This is a genomic window from Massilia polaris, assembly GCF_012927275.1.
Lineage (GTDB): Bacteria > Pseudomonadota > Gammaproteobacteria > Burkholderiales > Burkholderiaceae_D > Telluria_A > Telluria_A polaris.
The window spans coordinates 26,202-47,677 of sequence record NZ_JABBGG010000009.1 but is presented as its reverse complement, the minus strand read 5'-3'; the positions used below and the strand labels follow the sequence as shown (position 1 = coordinate 47,677).

The window sequence follows — 21,476 nt, the reverse complement described above, 5'->3', positions numbered from 1 at the left end:
TGGCGGATTGCGCGCGTTGCGCTCAAACAGGCGAACGTAGGAACGCAGGGCGGATAAGCGCCCTGGCGCGCATCCGCCGAATCGTTAGCCGGCCCGGACCTTCGTTAATAGCTTGGTCGTCGAGCGGTCATGTTCAAAATCGATTGCGATGGCTTGTCCGCCGTAGGCAAGCACGGCTTGTCCTTCGGGGATTGCCGTCATGTCGTAATCGCCGCCCTTGGCGTAGATCTCTGGGCGGGCTTCCTGCACGACTTCGAGAGCGGTATCTTCATCAAAGTCCACAACCAGCGACACGGCTTCCAGCGCCGCGAGCACCGCCATCCGGTCCGCACAGATATTCAGTGGCCGGTCATCGCCCTTGCCGAGCCGCTTGACCGACGCATCAGTATTTGCCGCGACGACCAACGACGCGCCTAATGCGCGCGCTTGCGCCAAATAGGTCACGTGGCCACGGTGCAAGATGTCGAACACACCGTTGGTCAGCACCACCGGCTTCGGCAGCGCAGCAACGCGTTGCTTCAAGTCGCTACGGGTGCAAATCTTGTTTTCAAAATCAGGCATGAAATCGCTTTAAAGTTATCAGTGTCAGTGCGCCGGCTTGTCTTCTTCCGGCTCTTCTTCAATCGCCATCGACAGGTCGTCGGCCGTCGTCGCGCTGGCGTTGCCGGGCTCCTTGCGGTCGCCACGCAGCTTGATCTGCAGGCGCAGGCCGTTGGCCGAATCGGCGTTGCGGATCGCTTCGTCGTAGCTGATGTGGCCCTGATTGTACAGTTCGTACAGCGCCTGGTCGAAGGTGCACATGCCGAGCTCGCGCGACTTGTGCATGATCTCCTTGATACCGTGGAAGTTCCCTTTCAGGATCATCTCGCCGATCGTCGCGGTGTTCAACAAGATCTCGATCGCCGCCTTGCGGCCCTTGCCGTCCTCGGTGCGCACCAGCCGCTGCGACACGATGCCGCGCAGGTTCGACGACAAATCCATCAGCAGCTGGTTGCGCCGCTCTTCCGGGAAGAAGTTGATGATGCGGTCCATCGTCTGGTTGGCGTTGTTCGCGTGCAGCGTGCCGAGGCACAGGTGACCGGTCTCGGCAAATGCGATCGCGTGTTCCATCGTTTCGGTGTCGCGGATCTCGCCGATCAAAATCACGTCCGGCGCCTGGCGCAAGGTGTTCTTCAACGCGTTGTGCCACGAGTGCGTGTCGACGCCGACTTCGCGGTGCGTGACCAGGCAGTTCTTGTTCTTGTGGACGTATTCGACCGGGTCTTCCACGGTGATGATGTGCCCCGCGGAATTGGCGTTGCGGTAGTCGATCATCGCGGCCAGCGTCGTCGACTTGCCTGAGCCCGTGCCGCCGACCACCAGCACCAGCCCGCGTTTGGTCATGATGACGTCCTTCAACACTTCCGGCAGGCCGAGCTTTTCGAAGTTCGGGATCTCGGAGGCGATCGTCCGCACCACCATCGCCACGCACTGCTGCTGCACAAACACGTTGACGCGGAAGCGACATACATTGGGCAGCGCGATCGCGAAATTGCATTCCATTTCAGCTTCGAACTCGGCGCGCTGGCGGTCGTTCATCAGCGACATCGCCAACGCGCGCGTGACTTCGCCGGTCAGGCGTTGCTGGCTCAGCGGCTTCATCGCGCCCTGGTGCTTCATGCTAGGCGGGAAATCGGACGAGATGAACAGGTCGGAACCGCCCTGGTGATGCATCACGGTGAGCAGTTTGTGGATGTAAGCCTGGGCTTCGGCGGGGCCAAAGGTCGTAGACATGGAAGCCTTTCACGGATTATGCTGGAGCTGGACTAGCCGCCACGGCAATTATATCGACCCTTTCCGGTAGAATATAAAATCTTTCCGACCCAGTGTGGTTGAATATTCCCATGACCCTGACCGAACTGAAATACATCGTTGCCGTCGCGCGTGCGAAACATTTCGGGCACGCCGCCGAGGCCTGCTACGTCGCCCAGCCGACTTTGTCGGTGGCGATCAAGAAGCTTGAGGACGAGCTTGGCGTCGTGCTGTTCGAACGCGGCGGCGCGGAGGTGTCCGTCACGCCACTGGGCGCGCAGATCGTCGCCCAGGCCGAGCGCGTGCTGGAGCAGACCGCGGCGATCAAGGAACTGGCGAAACAAAACAAGGACCCGCTGGCCGGCCCGCTGCGGCTGGGCGTGATCTACACGATCGGCCCTTACCTGCTGCCGCCGCTGGTCAAGCACGTGATCGAGCAGCTGCCGCAGATGCCGCTGATCCTGCAAGAGAATTTCACCGTGCGCCTGTTGGAGATGCTGCGCCAGGGCGAACTCGACGCCGCCATCATGGCGCTGCCGCTGCCGGACCACGGCATGGCGATGCAGCCGCTGTACGACGAGCCGTTCGTGGTCGCGATGCCGAAGCACCATCCCTGGGCGGCACGCAAGTCGATTCCCGCGGCCGACCTGAAAGCCGAAACCATGCTCCTGCTCGGCAATGGCCACTGCTTCCGCGACCAGGTGCTGGAAGTGTGCCCGGAAATGGCGCGCTTCTCTTCGCCCGGCAACGGCATGCAGCGCACTTTCGAAGGCTCGTCGCTGGAAACGATCCGCCACATGGTCGCCAGCGGTATCGGCCTGACCGTGCTGCCGCGCGCCTCCGTCGTCGATATGCACCCGAAGGACGGTATGCTGCGCTACCTGCCGTTCGATGCGCCGGCGCCGGCGCGCCGCGTGGTCATCGTCTGGCGCAAAAGTTTCACGCGCCGCGCCGCCATCGAAGCGGTCTGCGCTGCCGTCGCCGCCTGCGACCTGCCGGGCATCGACATGCTGGCCAACGAAGCCGTCGCCGCCTGAGCCCCCTCCCTCGCCTCTCGGGCAAAGCGGGTAGAATCGTGCATTGCATCAACTATTGGCAAAGCACGACATGAACAAGCTGGCGCTCTATTTTCGGCTGGTCCGCCTGGACAAGCCGATCGGTATCCTTTTGCTGCTGTGGCCGACCTTGTGGGCCTTGTGGATGGCCTCAGGCGGCCGGCCTGACATCGCCATCGTGCTGATCTTCACCGTCGGCACGATCCTGATGCGCTCGGCCGGTTGCGCCATCAACGACTACGCCGACCGCGATATCGACAAATTCGTCAAGCGCACCGCCGAACGTCCGCTGACCGCCGGCCGTATCAAGGGCTGGGAAGCGCTGATGGTGGCCGGCGTGCTGGCCGTGGTGTCCTTCCTGCTGATCCTGCCCCTGAACGCGCTGACCAAGCAGCTGTCCGTTGCGGCTGTGATCATCGCCGGCACCTATCCCTACTTCAAGCGTTTCTTCGCGATCCCACAGGCCTACCTCGGCATCGCGTTCGGCTTCGGCATCCCGATGGGCTTCGCCGCAGTGACCGGCGAGGTGCCGGCGGTGGCCTGGTGGCTGCTGGTGGCAAACGTGTTCTGGGCGGTGGCCTACGACACCGAATACGCGATGGTCGACCGCGACGACGACCTGAAGATCGGCATCCGCACCTCGGCCATCACCTTCGGCCGCTTCGACGTGGCCGCCGTCATGCTGTGCTACGGCGCGGCGCTGGCCATCATCCTTGTGTGCGGCTGGCATCTGGGACTGCGCTACTGGTTTGTCGCCGGCATCGCCGTCGCCGCGGTCATGGCGCTGTACCACTACACCCTGATCCGCGGACGCGAGCGCATGGCCTGTTTCGCAGCTTTTCGCCACAACAATTGGTTGGGTGCGGCGGTTTTTGCTGGTGTCGCGTTAGACTACGCGCTAGGATAATGTTGTCCGAAAAGCACGGCTGGTGGATGTTACTCTGGCGCAATATGCGTAGGGCGGCAATCCCTACAGTGGATCAATAATTTAAACATGTGAGGAACTCATGATTCAATCAATCCCAACCAAGACCGGCGCTCGAGACCAGCTGATGAACGACCTGAAGACCGTGATCCAGGATGCGGAAGCGTGGCTGCGCCACGGCGGCCACCTGACCGGCGAAGAATTCCAGGCAGCCAAGGCCAAGTTCGAGCAGACGCTGAGCAGCGCCAAAGCCGACTTGATCCATCTTCAGGAAACCGTGGTTGAAGGCACCAAGGAAGCGGCCAAGGCGACCGACGAATACGTCCATGAGAATCCATGGAAATCGGTCTGCATCGGCGCCGGCGTCGGCCTGCTGCTGGGCGTGCTGATCTCGCGCCGTTAAGCGTCATGGCGATCTTCGAATCGGTGGGCCGGCTGGGATCAACCCTGGTCGACATGGTGCACACGCGGCTGGAACTGGCCGCGGTCGAGGTCGAGGAGGAATCCCAGCGCATGCTGGGCTACCTGCTGTTCGCCCTGCTTGCGCTCATCCTGTTCGGGGTCGCCTGCCTGCTGCTGGCCTTCCTCGTGATCGTGCTGTTCTGGGACACGCACCGCATAGCCGCGGTCAGCGGCCTGGCGGCGCTGTTCGGCGTGGCCGGTGCGATCGTTGCGATGAAGGTCAAGGCCGGCTTCGACAGCAAGCCGCGGCTGCTGCAGAACACAATCGAAGAACTCCGCAAGGACATCGCGTACGCGCGCAGTGCGAGGGACATGGATGAGTAATTCAGGAAAACATTCGCCGGCATCGCTGGCGGCGCGGCGCCAGGCCTTGGTGACCGAATGCGCGCTGCAGCGGATTACCGCGGCGCGCGAGGTGCGCGGGATCATGGCGCCGGTGCATAACCTGCGGCACAAGGTCGGCGGGAATTTTGCGATACCGGTGTCGGTGCTTGGTTTGATCGGTGGGCTAATTGCCACCCGCAGTGGAAAGCTGGTGCCGATGCTGACCACCGTCCGGTCGTTGTGGAAGCTTGGCCGTGACGGCCTGGCAGCGTGGCGCCAGCGAACTTAAAACGTCGTTCCCGCGGGGCCGCCGAGGCGTGCGCGGAACGACGTTAACTGGCGCCCATTTCTTCACCAAGTTCGCGTCCCCGTGTGGCCGCTGCCTTTAGCGCCTTGACCACGGCATCCTTCACGCCGCTCTCCTCCATGCTGGTAATCGCCGCATAGGTCGTTCCGCCTTTCGACGTCACCCGCTCACGCAGCACCTGCAAACTCTCCGGCGAACGCGCAGCCAGTTCCGCCGCGCCGGCGAAGGTGGCCACTGCCAGTTCCCTGCCCTGCTCCGCGCTCAGGCCCAGTTCCACCGCAGCCTGCTGCATCGCTTCCAGAAAATAGAACACATACGCCGGCCCGCTGCCAGACACCGCGGTCACCGGGTCGATCAACGCCTCGTCATTTAGCCACACCGTTTGCCCGGCCGCCTTCATGATCGCGTCGGCTGCCGTCTTCTGCGCCTCGCTCACGCCATCCATCGCCACCATGCCGGTGATCCCGCGCCCGATCAGCGCGGGAGTATTCGGCATCGTGCGCACGATCGCGCGATGCCCGCCCAGCCAGCGCGACAGGTCGGCGCCGCGGATGCCTGCCGCAATCGACAGCACCAGCGTGCCCGCGCCCAGCTGCGGCTGCAGCAAGGCCGCCGCTTCGCGCATCTGCTGCGGCTTCACCGCAAGCACCACCACCTCGGAGGAACGCACCTCGTCGCCGATCGCGTGCGCCGCAGTGACGCCGTGCGCTTGCGTCAAGCGCTCCAGCGCTTCCGGACTTGGATCGACCACGTGGATATTCGAGCCCGGCGTGAACTTGCCAGCCAGGCCGGAGATAAGCGCGGAGGCCATATTGCCGCCGCCGATAAACGATATCTTCATGTGTTTCCCTTATTCGTAGGTGCGTGAGCCGAAAATGGCGCTGCCGACGCGAACGATGGTCGCGCCTTCCGCAACCGCGGCCGTCATGTCTGCCGACATCCCCATCGACAGCGTGTCCATCGCGATGCCGTCTTCGCGCAGCGCCTCCAGCATCGCGCGCAGGCGCGCAAACGGCGCACGCTGGCGGGCGAGGTCAAGCTCTGGTTCGGGAATCGCCATCAGGCCACGCAGGCGCAGGTTAGGCAGCAGCGCTACTGCGCGCGCAAGCTCAGGCAGTTCGTCCCAAGTAATGCCGCTCTTGCTGGATTCGCCGCTGATGTTCACTTGCAGGCAGATGTTCAGCGGCGACATGTCGGCCGGCCGCTGCTCGGAAAGGCGCTGCGCAATTTTTAACCGGCCGACCGTGTGCACCCACGCGAAGTTCGCGGCAATCGGACGCGTCTTGTTGCTCTGGATCGGGCCGATGAAATGCCACTCGATGTGAACGCCGGGCACAGCCGCGGCCACGGCCCGCTGCTTGTCCAGCGCTTCCTGCAGGTAGTTCTCGCCAAACGCGCGCTGTCCCGCACCGATCGCTTCGACCACCGCTTCAGGCGGAAAGGTCTTCGACACGGCAAGCAATTGCACATCGTTGCGCGAGCGGCCGCAGGCATTTGCGGCTGCAATAATTGTGTGATCGACTGCTTGCAAGTTCTGGGCGATTGTGGACATAATCATTTTCTTAGAGCAATCAAGCACTTAGGTAAATAAATGCTAACGGTGTTATCAGGCAGGCACCGATATCAGGCACAGGGATTATAAATGGACATCTCCGAATTACTCGCATTCTCCGTCAAGAACAAAGCATCCGACCTGCACCTGTCGGCCGGCCTGCCGCCGATGATCCGCGTGCACGGCGACGTACGCCGCATTAACCTGCCGCCGCTGGAGCACAAGGATGTGCACAGCATGATCTATGACATCATGAACGACGGCCAGCGCAAGCAGTACGAAGAAGTGCTCGAGGTCGACTTCTCGTTCGCGATTCCGGGCCTGGCGCGCTTCCGCGTCAACGCCTTCAACCAGGAACGCGGCGCGTCCGCCGTGCTGCGGACGATTCCGTCGAAGATCCTGAGCCTGCAGGACCTGAACGCGCCGAAGATTTTCGGCGACCTGGCGATGAAGCCGCGCGGCCTGGTCTTGGTCACCGGCCCTACCGGCTCGGGCAAGTCGACGACCCTGGCGGCGATGGTCAACCACCTCAACGAAAACGAGTACGGCCACATCCTGACCATCGAAGACCCGATCGAATTCGTGCACGAATCGAAGAAGTGCCTGATCAACCAGCGCGAAGTCGGACCGCACACGCTGTCGTTCAACAACGCGCTGCGCTCAGCACTGCGCGAAGACCCGGACTGCATCCTGGTCGGCGAATTGCGCGACCTGGAAACCATCCGCCTTGCGCTGTCGGCCGCCGAAACGGGCCACCTCGTGTTCGGCACGCTGCACACTTCGTCGGCTGCCAAGACCATCGACCGTATCGTCGACGTCTTCCCGGCCGATGAGAAAGAGATGGTGCGCGCGATGCTGTCCGAATCGCTGCAAGCCGTGGTCTCGCAGACCCTGCTCAAGACCAAGGACGGCAATGGCCGCGTGGCCGCGCATGAAATCATGATCGGCACGCCGGCGATCCGCAACCTGATCCGCGAAGCGAAGATCGCGCAGATGTACTCGGCGATCCAGACCGGCAGCAACGTCGGGATGCAGACGCTCGACCAGAACCTGACGGACCTGGTTCGCCGCAATGTCATCTCGAGCAGCGCAGCGCGCTCCGCCGCCAAGATCCCGGAAAACTTTCCCGGCTAAGAACGTAAAGGACACGCGATGGAACGCGACCAGGCATCAAAATTCATGTTCGACCTGCTGCGCCTGATGACCAGCAAGGGCGGCTCCGACCTGTTCATCACGGCCGGCTTCCCGCCCGCGATGAAAATCGACGGCAAGATGACCCCGGTCTCGAGCCAGGCGCTGACCGCCTCGCACACGTCCGATCTGGCGCGCGCGATCATGAACGACAAGCAGACCGCCTCGTTCGAGCTGACCAAGGAATGCAATTTCGCGATCAGCCCGGGCGACCTGGGACGCTTCCGCGTTTCGGCATTCGTGCAAATGAGCTGCGTCGGCATGGTGCTGCGCACGATCACCACCACAATCCCGAAGCTGGAAGACCTCGACCTGCCGCCGGTCCTGTCCGACATCATCATGTCCAAGCGCGGCCTGGTGATCATGGTCGGCGCCACCGGCTCGGGTAAGTCGACGACGCTGGCTGCGATGGTCGGCTACCGCAACGAGAACAGCTACGGCCACATCATCACGATTGAAGACCCGGTCGAATACGTCCACCCGCACAAGAACTGCGTGATCACGCAACGCGAAGTGGGCGTCGACACCGACAGCTTCGAAGCGGCGCTCAAGAACTCGCTGCGCCAGGCGCCGGACGTCATCCAGATCGGCGAGATCCGCGACCGCGAGACGATGGAGCATGCGATCGCGTTCGCCGAGACCGGCCACCTGTGCCTGGCCACGCTGCACGCGAACAGCGCCAACCAGGCGCTCGACCGCATCATCAATTTCTTCCCCGAAGAGCGCCGCCAGCAGCTGCTGATGGACCTGTCGCTGAACCTGAAGGGACTCGTATCGCAGCGCCTGATTCCGCGCAAGGAGAACAAGGGACGCGTGGTCGCGGTTGAAATCCTGCTCAACTCGCCGCTGATCTCGGACCTGATCTTCAAGGGCGACGTCCATGAGATCAAGGAGATCATGAAGAAGTCGCGCGAGCTGGGCATGCAGACCTTCGACCAGGCGCTGTTCGACCTGCACGAAGCGGACAAGATCAGCTACGAAGACGCGCTGCGCAATGCGGACTCGGTCAACGACCTGCGCCTGACCATCAAGTTGCAGGGCAAGGACGCGAAGAACCGTGATCTGTCGGCGGGGACTGAGCACCTGGGGATCGTGTGACCAGCGTTTTCGATTTCAACGCGACCGATATCGGCGGCCAGCCGGTCGACTTCGCGCAATATCGCGGCAAGGTGCTGCTGATCGTGAACACGGCCAGCGCATGCATGTTCACGCCGCAGTACAAGGGACTGGAGCAGGTGTACCGGCAGTTCCGCGACAAGGGCGTGGTGGTGCTTGGATTCCCGTGCAATCAGTTTCGTGAGCAGGAGCGCGGGACCGAGGCGGAAATCGGCGCGTTTTGTGAGCGGAATTTTGGCGTGACGTTTCCGATGTTTGCCAAGATCGACGTCAATGGCGCCGGCGCGCATCCGCTATTCAAGTATTTGAAGTCGGAGAAACCGGGGCTGCTCGGGACGGGGCTGATCAAGTGGAACTTCACTAAGTTCCTCGTGGCGAATGATGGGCGGGTGGTAAAGCGGTATAGCCCGACGACGTCGCCGCGTGCGATTGCAAACGACATCGAAAAGTTATTGTTGGCTTGACCCCCTACGTCGTCTTCAAAGCCTGGTCAATCAACTCGATCCAATGCGACACCGGCGTATCGGTGCCTGACTGAAGATGGGTCACACAACCGATGTTCGCCGACACAATGACCTCGGGACGGGTGGCATGCAGGTTCGCCAGTTTCCTGTCCCGGAGTTCGGTAGAAAGCTCCGGCTGCAGCACCGAATACGTACCTGCCGATCCGCAGCACAGATGATTGTCGGCGCATAGCTTCACATCGACGCCGCAGGCGCGCAACACCCCTTCCACCTTCCCCCTGATCTGCTGGCCATGCTGCAAAGTGCACGGCGGATGGAAGGCCACGCGCGGTCCCACTTTTCCCGCAAACCGCGCAGCCAGTTCCGTTTCAAACGCAGGCATGATCTCCGACAGGTCGCGCGTCATCTCCGAGATGCGCCTGGCCTTCGCCGCATACGCGCTGTCGTGCTCCAGCAGGTGGCCATACTCCTTCACCGTGACGCCGCAGCCCGATGCGGTCATCACGATAGCTTCGACCTGCTCGATCATCGGCCACCACGCATCGATATTGCGGCGCATGTCGGCAAGGCCGCCTTCGTGGTCGTTCATGTGGTACCGCACGGCGCCGCAGCAGCCTGCCTTTGGCGCCATCACCAGTTGAACGCCAACGGCGTCGAGCACGCGCGCGGTTGCCGCGTTGATGTTCGGCGCCATCGCAGGCTGCACGCAGCCTTCCAGCACCAGCATCTTGCGCGCATGCGTGCGGGTCGGCCACTTGCCCGGATTCGTCGTGCGCGGCAGCTTGTCCTGCAGCTTCGGCGACAGCAGTGGACGAAACAGCTGACCGGCCTTGAAGGCGGGCGTGAACAGCCATTTGCGCGGCAGCGCTTCCTTCAGCACCGTGCGCTTGATACGCTCGCCCAGCGGGCGCTGCACGCGGTCTTCAACGACTTTGCGGCCGATGTCGACCAGGCGGCCGTACTTCACGCCCGACGGGCAGGTGGTCTCGCAGTTGCGGCAGGTCAGGCAGCGGTCGAGGTGGATTTGCGTCTTGCGCGTGACCTCGGCGCCTTCAAGCACCTGCTTCATCAGGTAGATGCGTCCGCGCGGGCCATCGAGTTCGTCGCCGAGCAGCTGGTAGGTCGGACAAGTGGCGGTGCAGAAGCCGCAGTGGACGCAGGCGCGCAGGATCGCCTCGGCCTCGTCGCCTTCGCGCGTGCCCTTGATGAAATCGGCGAGATTGGTTTGCATGTCAGTACATCCGTCCTGGATTGAAGATGTTCGATGGGTCGAAGGACGCTTTGAGGCGCTCGTGGATCTTCGCCACCGCAGGCGCGAGCGGATGGAACACGCCAACGTTCTTGTCGCCGCCGCGGAAAAGCGTGGCATGGCCGCCGACGGCAGCCGCCGTGCGCCGGATTCGCTGCGCCATGTCGGCGTCGGCGTCGACCTTCAGCCAGCGTTGCGCCCCACCCCATTCAATCAGCTGCTCGCCCTTGAGGATAATTGCGCCCGCGCTGGTCGGCACCGACAGGCGCCAAAAGCTTTCAGCGCTTGTGAAGAACGGGTGCTGCTGCTCGCGCAGGCGGGACCAGAACGCGTCCGCGTTATCCACCACCTCGCCGCCCAAGTCACGCGCCGCGGCATCGACCGCCGCCTGCGCGCCCGACAGGCGGATCGTGAGCACGCCGCGATGCCAGCAGCTGGCAGATACTGGCAGCGGCAAGCCGCCCCATTCGTTCAGCATGCGCAGCGCGTCGATTTCGCTCGTTTCGAACCGCAGCGTCGTCTCGCGTATTGGACGCGGCAGGACCTTGACTGACATCTCCAGCATGACGCCCAGCGTGCCAAGCGATCCTGCGAGCAGGCGCGATACATCGTAGCCCGCCACGTTCTTCATCACCTGCCCGCCGAAAGAAAGGACCTGCCCTTTTCCATCGAGTAGTTTGGCTCCCAGCACGAAGTCGCGCACGGCGCCGCTGGTCGCGCGGCGCGGGCCGGACAGGCCGCTTGCGACCGCGCCGCCGAAGGTCGCGCCATCGCCGAAATGCGGAGGTTCGAAGGCCAGCATCTGGTTGCGTTCGGCCAGTGCGGCTTCGATCTCCGCCAGCGGCGTGCCGCAGCGCGCGGTGATGACGAGCTCCGTCGGCTCGTAGTCGATGACGCCGCTGTGAACGCGCGTGTCGAGCACCTGTCCTTCAATGCGTTGGCCGTACCAGTCCTTGGTGCCGCCGCCACGGATGCGCAAGGCGCTCCCCGCAGCCGCAGCCGCCAGTACCTGTTCTTTTAATTGTTCGATCGACTGCAAAGTAGCTCCCATCAGAAGCGCGGCAAATCCGCGAACGGCAGCACGCCGCCGCTGACGCGCATCTTGCCGAATTCGGCGCATCGGTTAAGTGTCGGAATCGCCTTGTCCGGGTTGAGCAGCATCGGCGCATCGAACGCGCGCTTCACGGCGAAGAAGGCATCGAGCTCCTCGCGCGTGAACTGGATGCACATCGAATTGATCTTCTCCATGCCGACGCCATGTTCACCGGTGATGGTGCCGCCCACTTCCACGCACAACGCGAGGATGGCCGCGCCAAAGGCTTCCGCGCGTTCGAATTCGCCCGGCTTGTTCGCATCGAACAGGATCAGCGGATGCAGGTTGCCGTCACCCGCGTGAAACACGTTGGCGCAGCGCAGGCCGTAGGTGGTTTCCATCTCTTCGATGCCGATCAATACCTGCGCGAGCTTCTTGCGCGGGATGGTGCCGTCCATGCAGTAGTAGTCCGGCGAGATGCGGCCGGCCGCCGGAAAGGCGTTCTTGCGGCCCGACCAGAAACGCATGCGCTCGGCTTCGGTTTCCGATACCGCGATGGCGCTCGCGCCGGCGCCTTGCAGCACCGCCGTCATGCGCGCGATTTCCTCGTCCACTTCCAGCTTGGTGCCATCGGCCTCGCACAGCAGGATGGCCGCCGCATCGGTGTCGTAGCCGGCCTTGACGAACGGTTCGACCATGCGCGACGAGGTCCGGTCCATCATCTCCAGGCCAGCCGGGATGATGCCGGCCGCGATCACGCTGGCCACCGCATTGCCGCCCGTGACCACGTCGTCGAACGAAGCCATGATGACGCGCGCGGTCGCTGGCTTGGGCACCAGCTTGACGGTGACTTCGGTGACGATGCCAAGCATACCCTCGGAGCCGATGAATACGGCCAGCAGGTCCAGCCCCGGTGCGTCAAGCGATTCGCCGCCGAGTTCAATGATCTCGCCATCGATGGTGGCGACGCGCACGCGCATCACGTTATGCACCGTCAGGCCGTACTTCAGGCAGTGGACACCGCCAGAGTTCTCGGCCACATTGCCGCCGATGGTGCAGGCGATCTGCGATGAAGGATCGGGCGCGTAATACAGGTCGTAAGGACCCGCAGCGTCCGAGATGGCGAGATTGCGCACGCCAGGTTGCACGACCGCCAGGCGGGCATACGGTTCGACGCGGACGATGCGGTTCATGCGCGCGGTCGAGATCACGACGCCGTCGGCCATCGGCAGCGCGCCGCCGGACAGGCCGGTGCCTGCGCCGCGCGGCACGATCGGCACGTTCAGCTCGCGGCACACGTTCAGGATCGCCAGCACCTGCTCTTCGTTGTCCGGCAAGGTGACGATCATCGGCAGCTGGCGGTAGGCGGCAAGCCCATCGCATTCGTAGGGACGCGTGTCCTCCGGGTCGGACAGGATGCAGCGTTCGGGCACACGGGCGCGCAGCGCGGCGGCGACTTGCTGGCGTCGCTCGTTATTGATGGCTATAGGGGCGGACATGATGCGATTGTAAGCACAATCATGGGGTTTTGTCGTATGCTCAAGCTATTCTTTTTTGCATGCAAGGCACAACCATGGGCAATCGACTCTCAAAAATCGCCACCCGCACCGGCGACAACGGCACCACAGGACTCGGCGACGGCAGCCGCACCGAAAAGGACAGCGTCCGCATCAATACGCTGGGCGAAGTGGATGAACTGAACTCCTTCGTCGGCCTGCTGCTGTGCGAAGACATGCCTGCCGACCTGCGCGAGGAACTGGTCTCGATCCAGCACGACCTGTTCGACCTCGGCGGCGAGCTGTGCATCCCCGGTTACCAGCTGATCACCGACGCGCATGTCGAGCGCCTGGACGGGCTGCTGGAGAAGTACAACGCAACTCTGCCGGCGCTGAAGGATTTCATCCTGCCGGCGGGATCGCGCGCCGCAGCCATCGCACACGTATGCCGCACCGTGTGCCGGCGCGCCGAGCGCAGCATCGTCAGCCTTGGGCGGGACGAGAAGATCAACGACCATCCGCGCCAGTACGTGAACCGGCTGTCGGACCTGATGTTCGTGCTGTCGCGCGTGCTGAATCGCTACGCCGGCGGCAGCGATGTGCTGTGGCAGAACGACCGCAAGCGGGGCTAAGCCGCGGTCACAGGTGGCAATCTCGCGCTGAACCCTTGCGTCAGAGCTGCGTCATGTCGAGTTCGAGGATTCCGTAGCTCGGCACAACCTGCCAGGTAGCGGTCAGCGCCAACACTGCCATGTACAGCCGCTCTCCCACATCGACGCCTTTGATATCGGGGACGGGACGCCCGCGCACCACACAAGCGCTGCGCAGGCCTTCGTCGAACTGCACCGCATCGAACGCGCCGCTCCACAACTGCGCCTGCAGGCTTTCAACGATTGCCTCGGCATGTGCCGCCTGGTCGGCCAACTCACTGTTATTGGCGTCGTGGCTCTGCTCCATCGCGAAACCGATGTCACTGCCGCTGGCCACCATGCCCAGGAAACCGCGCGTATAACCAAACGCATCCTCGACGACATAATGAATCAGGTCGTGCGGCAGGATGCCCTGGCGCGGCATCTGGACCGACGTGTGGGTTCCACTCGCACAAGGGGCATGTATCCAGGAGCGGCGACAAGTACATCGCGACGTCGTGGATCTTGTTCCAGCGGGCGGCGACGCTGTACGGATAACTGGGAACAATGCTAACAATGGAGGGTGGAAAAGCGAAAGCGCAATCCACCCTGCAACATCAGGTCTCAGGTGTTGTTGACCACCAGGCGCGGTTCGCCGGCCATGAAACGCTGGCGGATCGACGCTGCAATACCCTTGGCGTCGAGCCCTACGCCAGCCAGCAGCGCGGAAGGGTCGCCGTGGTCGATAAACTTGTCCGGCAAGCCAAGCATCATGATCGGCTTGACGATGCCTTCCGCAGCCAGCGCTTCGGCCACCGCCGCACCGGCGCCACCCATCACGCAGCCCTCTTCCACCGTCACGAAGTAGTCATGGTCGGCCGCGAGGCGCTTCACCAGTTCGACATCGAGCGGCTTCACGAAGCGCATGTTGGCGACCGTCGCACCAAGTTCAGCACCGGCGGCCACGCTTGGCGCGACCATCGAGCCGAACGCGAGGATCGCGACGCCTTTGCCTTCGCGCTTGATCTCGCCCTTGCCGATCTCGATCGAGGTCAGCTCCTTCAAAATCTCCGCGCCGATACCGGCGCCGCGCGGATAGCGCACCGCCGCCGGACCTTCGTAACGGTAGGCCGTCGTCAGCATCTGGCGGCATTCGTTTTCATCCGACGCGGCCATCACGACCATGTTCGGGATGCAGCGCAGGTAGGAGATGTCGTAATTGCCCGCGTGCGTCGCGCCATCGGCGCCCACCAGGCCAGCGCGGTCGAGCGCGAACGTGACGTCGAGGTTCTGCAGCGCGACGTCGTGGATCAGCTGGTCGTAGGCGCGCTGCAGGAAGGTCGAGTAGATCGCGACCACAGGCTTCAGCCCTTCGGTCGCCAGGCCCGCGCCGAACGTCACCGAGTGCTGCTCGGCGATGCCGACGTCGAAGTAGCGGTCAGGGTACTTCTGCTCGAAGCCGACCATGCCGGAGCCTTCGCGCATCGCCGGCGTGATGCCGACCAGGCGCTTGTCGGCGGCTGCCATGTCGCACAGCCAGTTGCCGAATACTTCGGTGTAGGTGATCTTGCCGACCTTCGCAGGCTGGATGCCCTCGGTCGGGTTGAACTTGCCGGTGCCGTGGTACAGGATAGGCTCGGCCTCGGCCAGCTTGTAGCCCTGCCCCTTCTTGGTCACCACGTGCAGGAACTGCGGCCCCTTGAGCTTCTTGATGTTTTCCAGCGTCGGGATCAGCGATTCGAGGTCGTGGCCGTCGATCGGCCCGATGTAGTTGAAGCCGAATTCTTCGAACATGGTGGCTGGTACGACCATGCCCTTCGCGTGCTCTTCGAAGCGCTTCGCGAGTTCGAGCACAGGGCCTGGCAGCACCGACTTGCCGACGTTTTTGGCGGCGGCGTAGAACTGGCCGGACATCAGGCGCGCCAGGTAGCGGTTGAGCGCGCCGACTGGCGGCGAGATCGACATGTCGTTGTCGTTCAGGACCACCAGCAGGTTGACGTCTTCCTGCACGCCGGCGTTGTTGAGCGCTTCAAACGCCATACCGGCGGTCATCGAACCGTCGCCGATCACCGCGATGGCGTGGCGCTGCTCGCCCTTGATCTTGGCGGCTTGCGCCATGCCCAGCGCGGCCGAAATCGAGGTCGACGAGTGGGCGGTGCCGAAGGTGTCGTATTCGCTCTCGACGCGGCGCGGGAAGCCCGAGACGCCGCCGAACTGGCGCAGCGTGTGCATCTGGTCGCGGCGGCCGGTGAGGATCTTGTGCGAGTAGGTCTGGTGGCCGACGTCCCACACGATGCGGTCGTGCGGGGTGTTGAACACGTAGTGCAGCGCGATCGTCAGTTCGACCGTGCCGAGGTTGGACGACAGGTGGCCGCCCGTCTTCGATACCGAGTCGAGCAGGAAGTGGCGCAGCTCTTGCGCCAGCGGCGTCAGTTGCGTGCGCGGCAGCTTGCGCAGCTCGGCCGGGCTGTTGATTGTCTCTAGCAGTTTCATTTACGCTTTCCGCTGCACGATCAGGTCGGCGAGGTCGCGCAGCCTGCGTGCTTGTTCTCCGAACGGTTCGAGCGCCTGGTGCGCGTCGTTCCGCAGTTTCTCCGCCAGGACCCTGGATGGCTCCAGGCCCAAAATCGATACGTAGGTCGGCTTGTTCGCCGCCGCGTCCTTGCCGGCGGTCTTGCCCAGCGTGGCCGAGTCGGCGGTGGCGTCGAGTACGTCGTCGACCACCTGGAATGCCAGCCCGATCGCGCTCGCATAGGCGTCGAGCGCCGCCAGCTCTTGGGCCGACAGGTCCTTGCCGGCCAGCGCGCCAAGCACTACCGCGGCGCGCAGCAGCGCACCGGTCTTCAGCTGGTGCATGCGCTCCAGCTGTTCGAGCGTCAGGCTGATGCCGACGCTGTCGAGGTCTATCGCCTGGCCGCCGCACATGCCGCTTGACCCTGCCGCTTGCGCCAGCAGCCGCACCATGGCGAGCTGGCGCGCCGGCGGCACCGTGTCGCCTTCGGACAGCACGCTGAAGGCCTGCGCCTGCAGCGCGTCGCCGACCAGCAGCGCGGTCGCTTCGTCGTACGCCACGTGGACCGTCGGTTTGCCGCGCCTTAAATCGTCGTCGTCCATGCAAGGCATGTCGTCGTGGACCAGCGAATACACGTGGATCATCTCGACCGCCGCCGCCGCGCGTTCGAGCGCGCGGGTGTCGGCGCCGGTCAGTGCGCCGGCCGCGAACACCAGCAGAGGGCGTACCCGCTTGCCGCCGCCGAGCGCCGTGTAGCGCATCGCTTCGTGCAGTTTGTGCGGCACCACGGCGCCAGCTGGCAGATACGTCTCCAGCGCCGTTTCGACATGCGCCTGCACCGTCTTCATCCAGTCGTCGAAAGCTCCCGCGCCGCTCATTGGTCGCCCTCGCCGCCATTGGCGGGTGCAAACGGTTTGAGCATGTCGCCTTCGAGGACCTTGACCTGGGCTTCCACTTTTTCGAGCTGGGCGGCGCAGTAACGGACCAGCTCCGAGCCGCGCGCGTAAGCCGCGACCGATGCTTCGAGCGGCAGTTGTCCGGCTTCCATTTGCGCGACCAGTTGCGCCAGTTCGGCCATTGCCTGCTCGAACGACTCCGGGGCGGCTACGCCGTCGGCTGTTAATTTGTTTGACATAAATACTTTAAGTGAGGCGGGGGCACGCAACTAAATGCTTGCCGTGCCAGTCTAATCGCTTATTCTAGAATAATTCACCCCAACGGGTAACCATGGTTCGCCAGCCCAGCTTTCCAGTCAGACCAGATTTTATCCCAAATAGGGGGTCTCCCATGAAAACCGTGCCGTTCCGGCAAGACCTTCTCCTCCCCAAGCCACATTCGCGCGCCGGCCCGCGACTGTAGAGCTCGTTACGCGGTATAATCTCCGGTTCTGTCCGAAATACCGTATTCCGCGTTCCCAAAATACTGGTCTTTGGATTCTTTCTCTTCTTTGGCTTGATGCTTATTTAAAAGGGGGGTTGGGATGTCCGATCTGGCTACCCACGCCAAGCTGGCGCAATCGTGCGCGCAGCTTCCGGTAGATGTCTACTTTGATGAAGCGCTGTTAAAGCGCGAGATGCAGCAGTTATTCCAGGACGGTCCGCGTTATGTCGGGCACGAACTGATGGTGCCCGAAGTGGGCGATTTTGCCACCCTTGCTTCCGAGAACGAGGGTCGCATGCTCGTGCGCAACGCAAATGGCATCGAAGTGCTGTCCAACGTCTGCCGTCACCGCCAGGCGCTGATGTTCAATGGACGCGGCAATGCGAACAACATCGTGTGCCCGCTGCATCGCTGGACGTACGACCTCAAGGGCCAGCTGATCGGCGCGCCGCACTTCCCCGAGACGCCTTGCGTGCACCTGGCGAAAACGCCGCTGCAAAGCTGGAACGGGCTGCTGTTCGAGCAGAACGGCTATAACGTCATGGACAAGCTGACGACGCTGTCGGTGACCAAAGACCTCGACTTCACCGGCTACATGCTCGACCACGTCGAGGTGCACACCTGCGACTACAACTGGAAGACCTTCATCGAAGTCTACCTGGAAGACTACCACGTCGAGCCGTTCCACCCGGGCCTGGGCGGCTTCGTCAGCTGCGACGACCTGCGCTGGGAATTCGGGCGCGACTACAGCGTGCAGACCGTCGGCGTCAACCGCGGCCTGCAGAAGTCCGGCTCGCCCGCGTACCAGAAGTGGCAGGAGCAGGTGCTCAAGTTCCGCCGCGGCGAACCGCCTCCGTACGGCGCGATCTGGCTGACCCTGTACCCGAACATCATGGTCGAGTGGTACCCGCACGTGCTGGTGGTGTCGACCCTGTGGCCGGACGGCCCGCAGAAGACCCGCAACGTGGTCGAGTTCTACTACCCCGAAGAGATCGTGCTGTTCGAGCGCGAATTCGTCGAGGCGGAGCGCGCGGCCTACATGGAAACCTGCGTCGAGGACGACGAGATCGCCATGCGCATGGACGCCGGCCGCCGCATCCTGGTCCGGCGCGGGGTCAACGAAGTCGGCCCTTACCAGTCGCCGATGGAAGACGGCATGCAGCATTTCCACGAGTGGTACCGCAGTAATATCGAAATCTGACCCCAGGGACCCGATGGCGTCATTATGGATGTTGTTTGCCAGCTTCGCGTTCGCCGCCATGGGCGCGGCCGTGAAGCTGGCCTCCGGGTATTACTCCACCTCTGAAATCGTGATGTACCGCGGCATCGTCGGCACGATCATGCTGTTGTTGCTCACGCGCCACCAGGGCGGCACGCTGCGCACCCCCTTTCCCAAAGAACACCTGTGGCGCAGCTTCGTCGGCGTGATCTCGCTGTGGCTGTGGTTCTACGCGATCGGCAAGCTGCCGCTGGCCACCGCCGTCACCCTCAACTACCTCGCACCGATCTGGATCGCGCTCTACCTTGCCTGGATGGGCTGGTGGCGCGGCAAGCACCATGTCGAGTGGCCGATGATGGCCGCGGTCGGCGCCAGCTTCGTCGGCGTCGTGCTGGCGCTGCAGCCGGCCGTCGAATCGCACCAGTGGCTCGGCGGCATGGTCGGCCTGGCCTCATCGGTGCTGTCGGCGATGGCCTACATGCAGGTGCGCCGCCTGGGCCAGATCGGCGAACCCGAATACCGCGTGGTGTTCTACTTCTCGCTGATGCAGGTGGTGTTCGGCCTGGTCGGCACGCTCGCACCCGGCGAGGCGGGCCAACCGTCGCTGCATCCGCACAGCTGGTACAGCGCCGCCCTGCTGCTGGCGGTCGGCGTCAGCGCGACCATGGCGCAAATGGCCATGACGCGCGCTTACCGCGTCGGCTCGGTACTGGTGGTGGCAAACCTCCAGTACACCGGCATCATCTTCTCGAGCCTGTGGGGCATGGCGCTGTGGGGCGACGTGTTCGACTGGCACGTCTGGCTCGGGATGGGCGTAATCCTGGTTTCGGGCGTCGCCGCAACGTTCTACAATACACGCAGGACGCCGCGCACAGAAGCGGTCAGAACCGATCCGATCGCAAGCGAACTCTGAGGACACCATGTACACGACATTGATTTCCGCCGCCGACCTGGCCCCGCATATCGACAGTCCGAACTGGGCCGTCATCGACTGCCGCCATGACCTGGCCAATCCCGATGCCGGCCACGCCGGCTACGCCATCGGCCACATCAGCCACGCGCTGTTTGCCCATGTGGATAGCGACCTGTCCGGCGCCAGGCAAGACGCCGACGGCACTTTCCGCGGACGCCATCCCCTGCCCGACCGCGAAGCGTTCATCGAAACCCTGCGCGGCTGGGGCATCAACGACGACACCCAGGTAGTCGCCTACGACGCGCACGGCGGCATGTTCGCCGCGCGTTTGTGGTGGATGCTGCGCTGGATGGGGCACCAGAAAGTTGCCGTGCTGGATGGCGGCCTGGCGGCTTGGCAGGCGGGTGGCTTCCCGATGTCGACCGAAGCGCCGATCCGCGAACGCGGCGCCATCAACGACCGCGATCCGCTGGTCGAGACTGTCTCGGCGGCCGAGGTGCTGGAGAATATCGCCATCGGCGAGCGCAGCGTGATCGACGCGCGCGCGCCCGACCGCTTCCGCGGCGAGAACGAAACGATCGACCCGGTGGGCGGCCACATCCCCGGCGCGAAGAACCGCTTCTTCAAGGACAATTTGCAGGCGGACGGGCGCTTCAAGGAACCAGAACAGCTCAAGGCCGACTTCGCCATGCTGGCGGTCGAGCCGAAGGCGGCGATCATGCAGTGCGGCTCCGGCGTCACCGCCTGCCACAATCTGCTTGCGCTGGAAGTGGCGGGCATGCCGGGCGCCGCCCTGTATCCGGGCTCGTGGAGCGAGTGGAGTTCGGATCCGTCACGGCCGGTACAAACCGGCGCGGCTTAAGCACTACAGCAGCCGGATTCCCGGCAACGACAACAGCGAGGTCTCGCGCATCACCTGGACGAAGTCGACCAGGTAAGCGTTGTGCGCGAGATGCTTCGGGATCACAGCGTACAGGCGCGCCGTCAGCCCTTCAGGCCCGATGCGCTGGCGCGCCACATAGCCGCGCTCCAGATAAGCATTCACCGCCCACAGCGGCAGCGCCGCGAATCCGCGCCCGCTCGCCACCAGCTGCAGCATGCCGACGGTCAGCTCCGTAGTCCGGCGCGGCGGCTCGATGCCCGCCGGTTTCAGCACCTGGCGCACCAGGTCGAGCATGTCGTCCGGCACCGGATAGGTGATCAGCGCCTGCCCGGCGAAATCCTGCGCTTCGAGGTAAGGCTTGGCCAGGTACGGGTGATTCAGCGGCAGCAGCGCGACCATTTCGAACTCGAACAGCGGATGGAAGACCATGTCCGGCTCCGAGTCGTCGAGGTCCGAGACGATCGCCACGTCGGCGCGGTCCTGGTGCAGCAGGCCGATCGGGTCGGCCTGGAAGCCCGACACGATATCCTGCTCCACTTCGGGCCAGCGCTCGCGCAACGCATCCATCGACGGCATCAGCCAGTCGAAACAGGTGTGGCACTCCACCGAAATCCTCAGTTTTCCCGTTCCGTGACCGGCAAGCCGCGCCAGGTCGCGTTCAGCGGTTTCCACCATCGGCAGCACTTGCAACGCCAGGTCCAGCAGGCGCTGGCCCGCGGCGGTGAAGGCGACCGGATTGGTCTTGCGCTCGAACAGGCTGGCCTGGTACTGCTCCTCAAGCGCCTTGAGCTGATGCGACAGGGCCGACTGCGTAACGTTCAGCAACTGCGCCGCGCGCGAAATCGTTCCCGACTCGTTCAAGGCCAGCAGAGTTTTGAGATGGCGCAGTTCCAAAAGAGAAGAAGGCATGAATTATTTTCACTTTGATTAGAAAAAATTTCGTTTGAATTATGCCTGAGCTGGCGCGATCATCGT

At 63.4% G+C, this 21,476-nt stretch carries 24 protein-coding genes; 12 read left to right on the top strand and 12 right to left on the bottom strand.

The features are described from left to right. Positions 1 to 84: 84 nt before the first annotated feature. Complete coding sequence (locus HHL21_RS15870) at positions 85 to 561, bottom strand: adenylyltransferase/cytidyltransferase family protein (protein ID WP_169467597.1); 477 nt, start codon at positions 559 to 561, stop codon at positions 85 to 87. A 24-nt stretch (positions 562 to 585) separates the two neighbouring features. Then, complete coding sequence (locus HHL21_RS15865) at positions 586 to 1,773, bottom strand: PilT/PilU family type 4a pilus ATPase (RefSeq protein WP_169467595.1); 1,188 nt, start codon at positions 1,771 to 1,773, stop codon at positions 586 to 588. A 110-nt stretch (positions 1,774 to 1,883) separates the two neighbouring features. Between HHL21_RS15865 and HHL21_RS15860 the strand changes: the two genes are divergently transcribed. The 5 genes from HHL21_RS15860 to HHL21_RS15840 all read left to right on the top strand — a co-directional run bounded on the left by HHL21_RS15860 (position 1,884) and on the right by HHL21_RS15840 (position 4,846). After that, entirely contained in the window at positions 1,884 to 2,828 is a 945-nt protein-coding gene (locus tag HHL21_RS15860) for a LysR substrate-binding domain-containing protein (RefSeq protein WP_169467593.1), read from the top strand. 70 nt (positions 2,829 to 2,898) lie between these two features. Further along, positions 2,899 to 3,753 carry a 4-hydroxybenzoate octaprenyltransferase gene (gene ubiA / locus HHL21_RS15855; protein ID WP_169467882.1) on the top strand — a complete coding sequence of 285 codons (855 nt, stop codon included), beginning with the start codon at positions 2,899 to 2,901 and terminating at the stop codon, positions 3,751 to 3,753. A gap of 100 nt (positions 3,754 to 3,853) precedes the next feature. Next, positions 3,854 to 4,174: an ElaB/YgaM/YqjD family protein gene (locus HHL21_RS15850; RefSeq protein ID WP_169467592.1), complete on the top strand. Its 321-nt coding sequence runs from the start codon at positions 3,854 to 3,856 to the stop codon at positions 4,172 to 4,174. A 5-nt stretch (positions 4,175 to 4,179) separates the two neighbouring features. After that, the gene (locus HHL21_RS15845) at positions 4,180 to 4,557 is read left to right on the top strand and encodes a phage holin family protein (protein WP_169467590.1); all 378 of its coding nucleotides are present in this window, start codon (positions 4,180 to 4,182) and stop codon (positions 4,555 to 4,557) included. After that, positions 4,550 to 4,846, top strand: a complete 297-nt coding sequence (locus HHL21_RS15840; protein ID WP_169467588.1) for a hypothetical protein — start codon at positions 4,550 to 4,552, stop codon at positions 4,844 to 4,846. Before HHL21_RS15845 ends, HHL21_RS15840 begins: the two co-directional genes overlap by 8 nt. Positions 4,847 to 4,889: 43 nt before the next feature. On the opposite strand, the gene proC is transcribed toward HHL21_RS15840, so the two are convergent. Both proC and HHL21_RS15830 read right to left on the bottom strand, forming a co-directional pair. Continuing rightward, the gene (proC, locus tag HHL21_RS15835) at positions 4,890 to 5,705 is read right to left on the bottom strand and encodes a pyrroline-5-carboxylate reductase (RefSeq protein WP_169467586.1); all 816 of its coding nucleotides are present in this window, start codon (positions 5,703 to 5,705) and stop codon (positions 4,890 to 4,892) included. Between the two features lie 9 nt (positions 5,706 to 5,714). Then, the gene (locus HHL21_RS15830) at positions 5,715 to 6,416 is read right to left on the bottom strand and encodes a YggS family pyridoxal phosphate-dependent enzyme (RefSeq protein ID WP_169467584.1); all 702 of its coding nucleotides are present in this window, start codon (positions 6,414 to 6,416) and stop codon (positions 5,715 to 5,717) included. 90 nt (positions 6,417 to 6,506) lie between these two features. Between HHL21_RS15830 and HHL21_RS15825 the strand changes: the two genes are divergently transcribed. From HHL21_RS15825 to HHL21_RS15815, 3 genes are read left to right on the top strand one after another with little or no spacing between them, the layout of a single operon-like run. Beyond that, positions 6,507 to 7,550 (top strand): type IV pilus twitching motility protein PilT, encoded by a 1,044-nt coding sequence (locus HHL21_RS15825; protein WP_169467582.1) that lies wholly within the window; start codon positions 6,507 to 6,509, stop codon positions 7,548 to 7,550. An 18-nt stretch (positions 7,551 to 7,568) separates the two neighbouring features. Next, complete coding sequence (locus tag HHL21_RS15820; protein WP_169467580.1) at positions 7,569 to 8,705, top strand: PilT/PilU family type 4a pilus ATPase; 1,137 nt, start codon at positions 7,569 to 7,571, stop codon at positions 8,703 to 8,705. Beyond that, the gene (locus HHL21_RS15815) at positions 8,702 to 9,187 is read left to right on the top strand and encodes a glutathione peroxidase (protein WP_169467578.1); all 486 of its coding nucleotides are present in this window, start codon (positions 8,702 to 8,704) and stop codon (positions 9,185 to 9,187) included. Before HHL21_RS15820 ends, HHL21_RS15815 begins: the two co-directional genes overlap by 4 nt. Before the next feature lie 4 nt (positions 9,188 to 9,191). Here the strand turns inward: HHL21_RS15815 and glcF are convergent, their stop codons facing one another. From glcF to HHL21_RS15800, 3 genes are read right to left on the bottom strand one after another with little or no spacing between them, the layout of a single operon-like run. Then, a complete protein-coding gene (gene glcF / locus HHL21_RS15810) occupies positions 9,192 to 10,418 on the bottom strand; it encodes a glycolate oxidase subunit GlcF (protein WP_169467576.1) in 1,227 nt (408 codons plus the stop codon). A 1-nt stretch (position 10,419) separates the two neighbouring features. Next, positions 10,420 to 11,487 carry a glycolate oxidase subunit GlcE gene (gene glcE / locus HHL21_RS15805; RefSeq protein WP_169467574.1) on the bottom strand — a complete coding sequence of 356 codons (1,068 nt, stop codon included), beginning with the start codon at positions 11,485 to 11,487 and terminating at the stop codon, positions 10,420 to 10,422. Further along, positions 11,487 to 12,968: an FAD-linked oxidase C-terminal domain-containing protein gene (locus HHL21_RS15800; RefSeq protein ID WP_169467572.1), complete on the bottom strand. Its 1,482-nt coding sequence runs from the start codon at positions 12,966 to 12,968 to the stop codon at positions 11,487 to 11,489. The genes glcE and HHL21_RS15800 overlap by 1 nt, the downstream gene beginning before the upstream one ends. 74 nt (positions 12,969 to 13,042) lie before the next feature. Here HHL21_RS15800 and HHL21_RS15795 point away from each other — a divergent pair, with 74 nt between their 5' ends. Further along, positions 13,043 to 13,597 (top strand): cob(I)yrinic acid a,c-diamide adenosyltransferase, encoded by a 555-nt coding sequence (locus HHL21_RS15795; RefSeq protein ID WP_169467570.1) that lies wholly within the window; start codon positions 13,043 to 13,045, stop codon positions 13,595 to 13,597. Positions 13,598 to 13,637: 40 nt separating this feature from the next. On the opposite strand, the gene HHL21_RS15790 is transcribed toward HHL21_RS15795, so the two are convergent. The 4 genes from HHL21_RS15790 to HHL21_RS15770 form a co-directional block, all read right to left on the bottom strand. Continuing rightward, positions 13,638 to 14,039, bottom strand: coding sequence for a hypothetical protein (locus tag HHL21_RS15790; RefSeq protein WP_169467524.1), 402 nt, complete (start codon positions 14,037 to 14,039; stop codon positions 13,638 to 13,640). A 179-nt stretch (positions 14,040 to 14,218) separates the two neighbouring features. Continuing rightward, positions 14,219 to 16,087: a 1-deoxy-D-xylulose-5-phosphate synthase gene (gene dxs, locus HHL21_RS15780; protein ID WP_169467568.1), complete on the bottom strand. Its 1,869-nt coding sequence runs from the start codon at positions 16,085 to 16,087 to the stop codon at positions 14,219 to 14,221. Further along, positions 16,088 to 16,984 carry a polyprenyl synthetase family protein gene (locus HHL21_RS15775; protein ID WP_169467566.1) on the bottom strand — a complete coding sequence of 299 codons (897 nt, stop codon included), beginning with the start codon at positions 16,982 to 16,984 and terminating at the stop codon, positions 16,088 to 16,090. Further along, positions 16,981 to 17,241, bottom strand: a complete 261-nt coding sequence (locus tag HHL21_RS15770) for an exodeoxyribonuclease VII small subunit (RefSeq protein WP_169467564.1) — start codon at positions 17,239 to 17,241, stop codon at positions 16,981 to 16,983. Before HHL21_RS15770 ends, HHL21_RS15775 begins: the two co-directional genes overlap by 4 nt. Before the next feature lie 345 nt (positions 17,242 to 17,586). On the opposite strand from HHL21_RS15770, the gene HHL21_RS15765 reads away from it, so the two are divergent. From HHL21_RS15765 to HHL21_RS15755, 3 genes are read left to right on the top strand one after another with little or no spacing between them, the layout of a single operon-like run. After that, on the top strand, positions 17,587 to 18,687 hold the full coding sequence (locus HHL21_RS15765) for an aromatic ring-hydroxylating oxygenase subunit alpha (RefSeq protein WP_169467562.1): 1,101 nt from the start codon (positions 17,587 to 17,589) through the stop codon (positions 18,685 to 18,687). A 13-nt stretch (positions 18,688 to 18,700) separates the two neighbouring features. Next, positions 18,701 to 19,618: a DMT family transporter gene (locus HHL21_RS15760; protein ID WP_169467560.1), complete on the top strand. Its 918-nt coding sequence runs from the start codon at positions 18,701 to 18,703 to the stop codon at positions 19,616 to 19,618. A 7-nt stretch (positions 19,619 to 19,625) separates the two neighbouring features. Next, positions 19,626 to 20,480: a sulfurtransferase gene (locus HHL21_RS15755; protein WP_169467559.1), complete on the top strand. Its 855-nt coding sequence runs from the start codon at positions 19,626 to 19,628 to the stop codon at positions 20,478 to 20,480. Between the two features lie 3 nt (positions 20,481 to 20,483). Here HHL21_RS15755 and HHL21_RS15750 read toward each other — a convergent pair whose 3' ends face one another. Next, positions 20,484 to 21,410: a LysR family transcriptional regulator gene (locus HHL21_RS15750; RefSeq protein ID WP_169467557.1), complete on the bottom strand. Its 927-nt coding sequence runs from the start codon at positions 21,408 to 21,410 to the stop codon at positions 20,484 to 20,486. Positions 21,411 to 21,476 lie beyond the last annotated feature (66 nt).

Coding starts and splice junctions, on each gene's coding strand:
- HHL21_RS15870 (WP_169467597.1), bottom strand. CDS start 561: ATGCCTGATTTTGAAAACAAGATTTGCACCCGTAGCGACTTGAAGCAA.
- HHL21_RS15865 (WP_169467595.1), bottom strand. CDS start 1,773: ATGTCTACGACCTTTGGCCCCGCCGAAGCCCAGGCTTACATCCACAAA.
- HHL21_RS15860 (WP_169467593.1), top strand. CDS start 1,884: ATGACCCTGACCGAACTGAAATACATCGTTGCCGTCGCGCGTGCGAAA.
- ubiA (WP_169467882.1), top strand. CDS start 2,899: ATGAACAAGCTGGCGCTCTATTTTCGGCTGGTCCGCCTGGACAAGCCG.
- HHL21_RS15850 (WP_169467592.1), top strand. CDS start 3,854: ATGATTCAATCAATCCCAACCAAGACCGGCGCTCGAGACCAGCTGATG.
- HHL21_RS15845 (WP_169467590.1), top strand. CDS start 4,180: ATGGCGATCTTCGAATCGGTGGGCCGGCTGGGATCAACCCTGGTCGAC.
- HHL21_RS15840 (WP_169467588.1), top strand. CDS start 4,550: ATGAGTAATTCAGGAAAACATTCGCCGGCATCGCTGGCGGCGCGGCGC.
- proC (WP_169467586.1), bottom strand. CDS start 5,705: ATGAAGATATCGTTTATCGGCGGCGGCAATATGGCCTCCGCGCTTATC.
- HHL21_RS15830 (WP_169467584.1), bottom strand. CDS start 6,416: ATGTCCACAATCGCCCAGAACTTGCAAGCAGTCGATCACACAATTATT.
- HHL21_RS15825 (WP_169467582.1), top strand. CDS start 6,507: ATGGACATCTCCGAATTACTCGCATTCTCCGTCAAGAACAAAGCATCC.
- HHL21_RS15820 (WP_169467580.1), top strand. CDS start 7,569: ATGGAACGCGACCAGGCATCAAAATTCATGTTCGACCTGCTGCGCCTG.
- glcF (WP_169467576.1), bottom strand. CDS start 10,418: ATGCAAACCAATCTCGCCGATTTCATCAAGGGCACGCGCGAAGGCGAC.
- glcE (WP_169467574.1), bottom strand. CDS start 11,487: ATGGGAGCTACTTTGCAGTCGATCGAACAATTAAAAGAACAGGTACTG.
- HHL21_RS15800 (WP_169467572.1), bottom strand. CDS start 12,968: ATGTCCGCCCCTATAGCCATCAATAACGAGCGACGCCAGCAAGTCGCC.
- HHL21_RS15795 (WP_169467570.1), top strand. CDS start 13,043: ATGGGCAATCGACTCTCAAAAATCGCCACCCGCACCGGCGACAACGGC.
- HHL21_RS15790 (WP_169467524.1), bottom strand. CDS start 14,039: ATGCCGCGCCAGGGCATCCTGCCGCACGACCTGATTCATTATGTCGTC.
- dxs (WP_169467568.1), bottom strand. CDS start 16,087: ATGAAACTGCTAGAGACAATCAACAGCCCGGCCGAGCTGCGCAAGCTG.
- HHL21_RS15775 (WP_169467566.1), bottom strand. CDS start 16,984: ATGAGCGGCGCGGGAGCTTTCGACGACTGGATGAAGACGGTGCAGGCG.
- HHL21_RS15770 (WP_169467564.1), bottom strand. CDS start 17,241: ATGTCAAACAAATTAACAGCCGACGGCGTAGCCGCCCCGGAGTCGTTC.
- HHL21_RS15765 (WP_169467562.1), top strand. CDS start 17,587: ATGTCCGATCTGGCTACCCACGCCAAGCTGGCGCAATCGTGCGCGCAG.
- HHL21_RS15760 (WP_169467560.1), top strand. CDS start 18,701: ATGGCGTCATTATGGATGTTGTTTGCCAGCTTCGCGTTCGCCGCCATG.
- HHL21_RS15755 (WP_169467559.1), top strand. CDS start 19,626: ATGTACACGACATTGATTTCCGCCGCCGACCTGGCCCCGCATATCGAC.
- HHL21_RS15750 (WP_169467557.1), bottom strand. CDS start 21,410: ATGCCTTCTTCTCTTTTGGAACTGCGCCATCTCAAAACTCTGCTGGCC.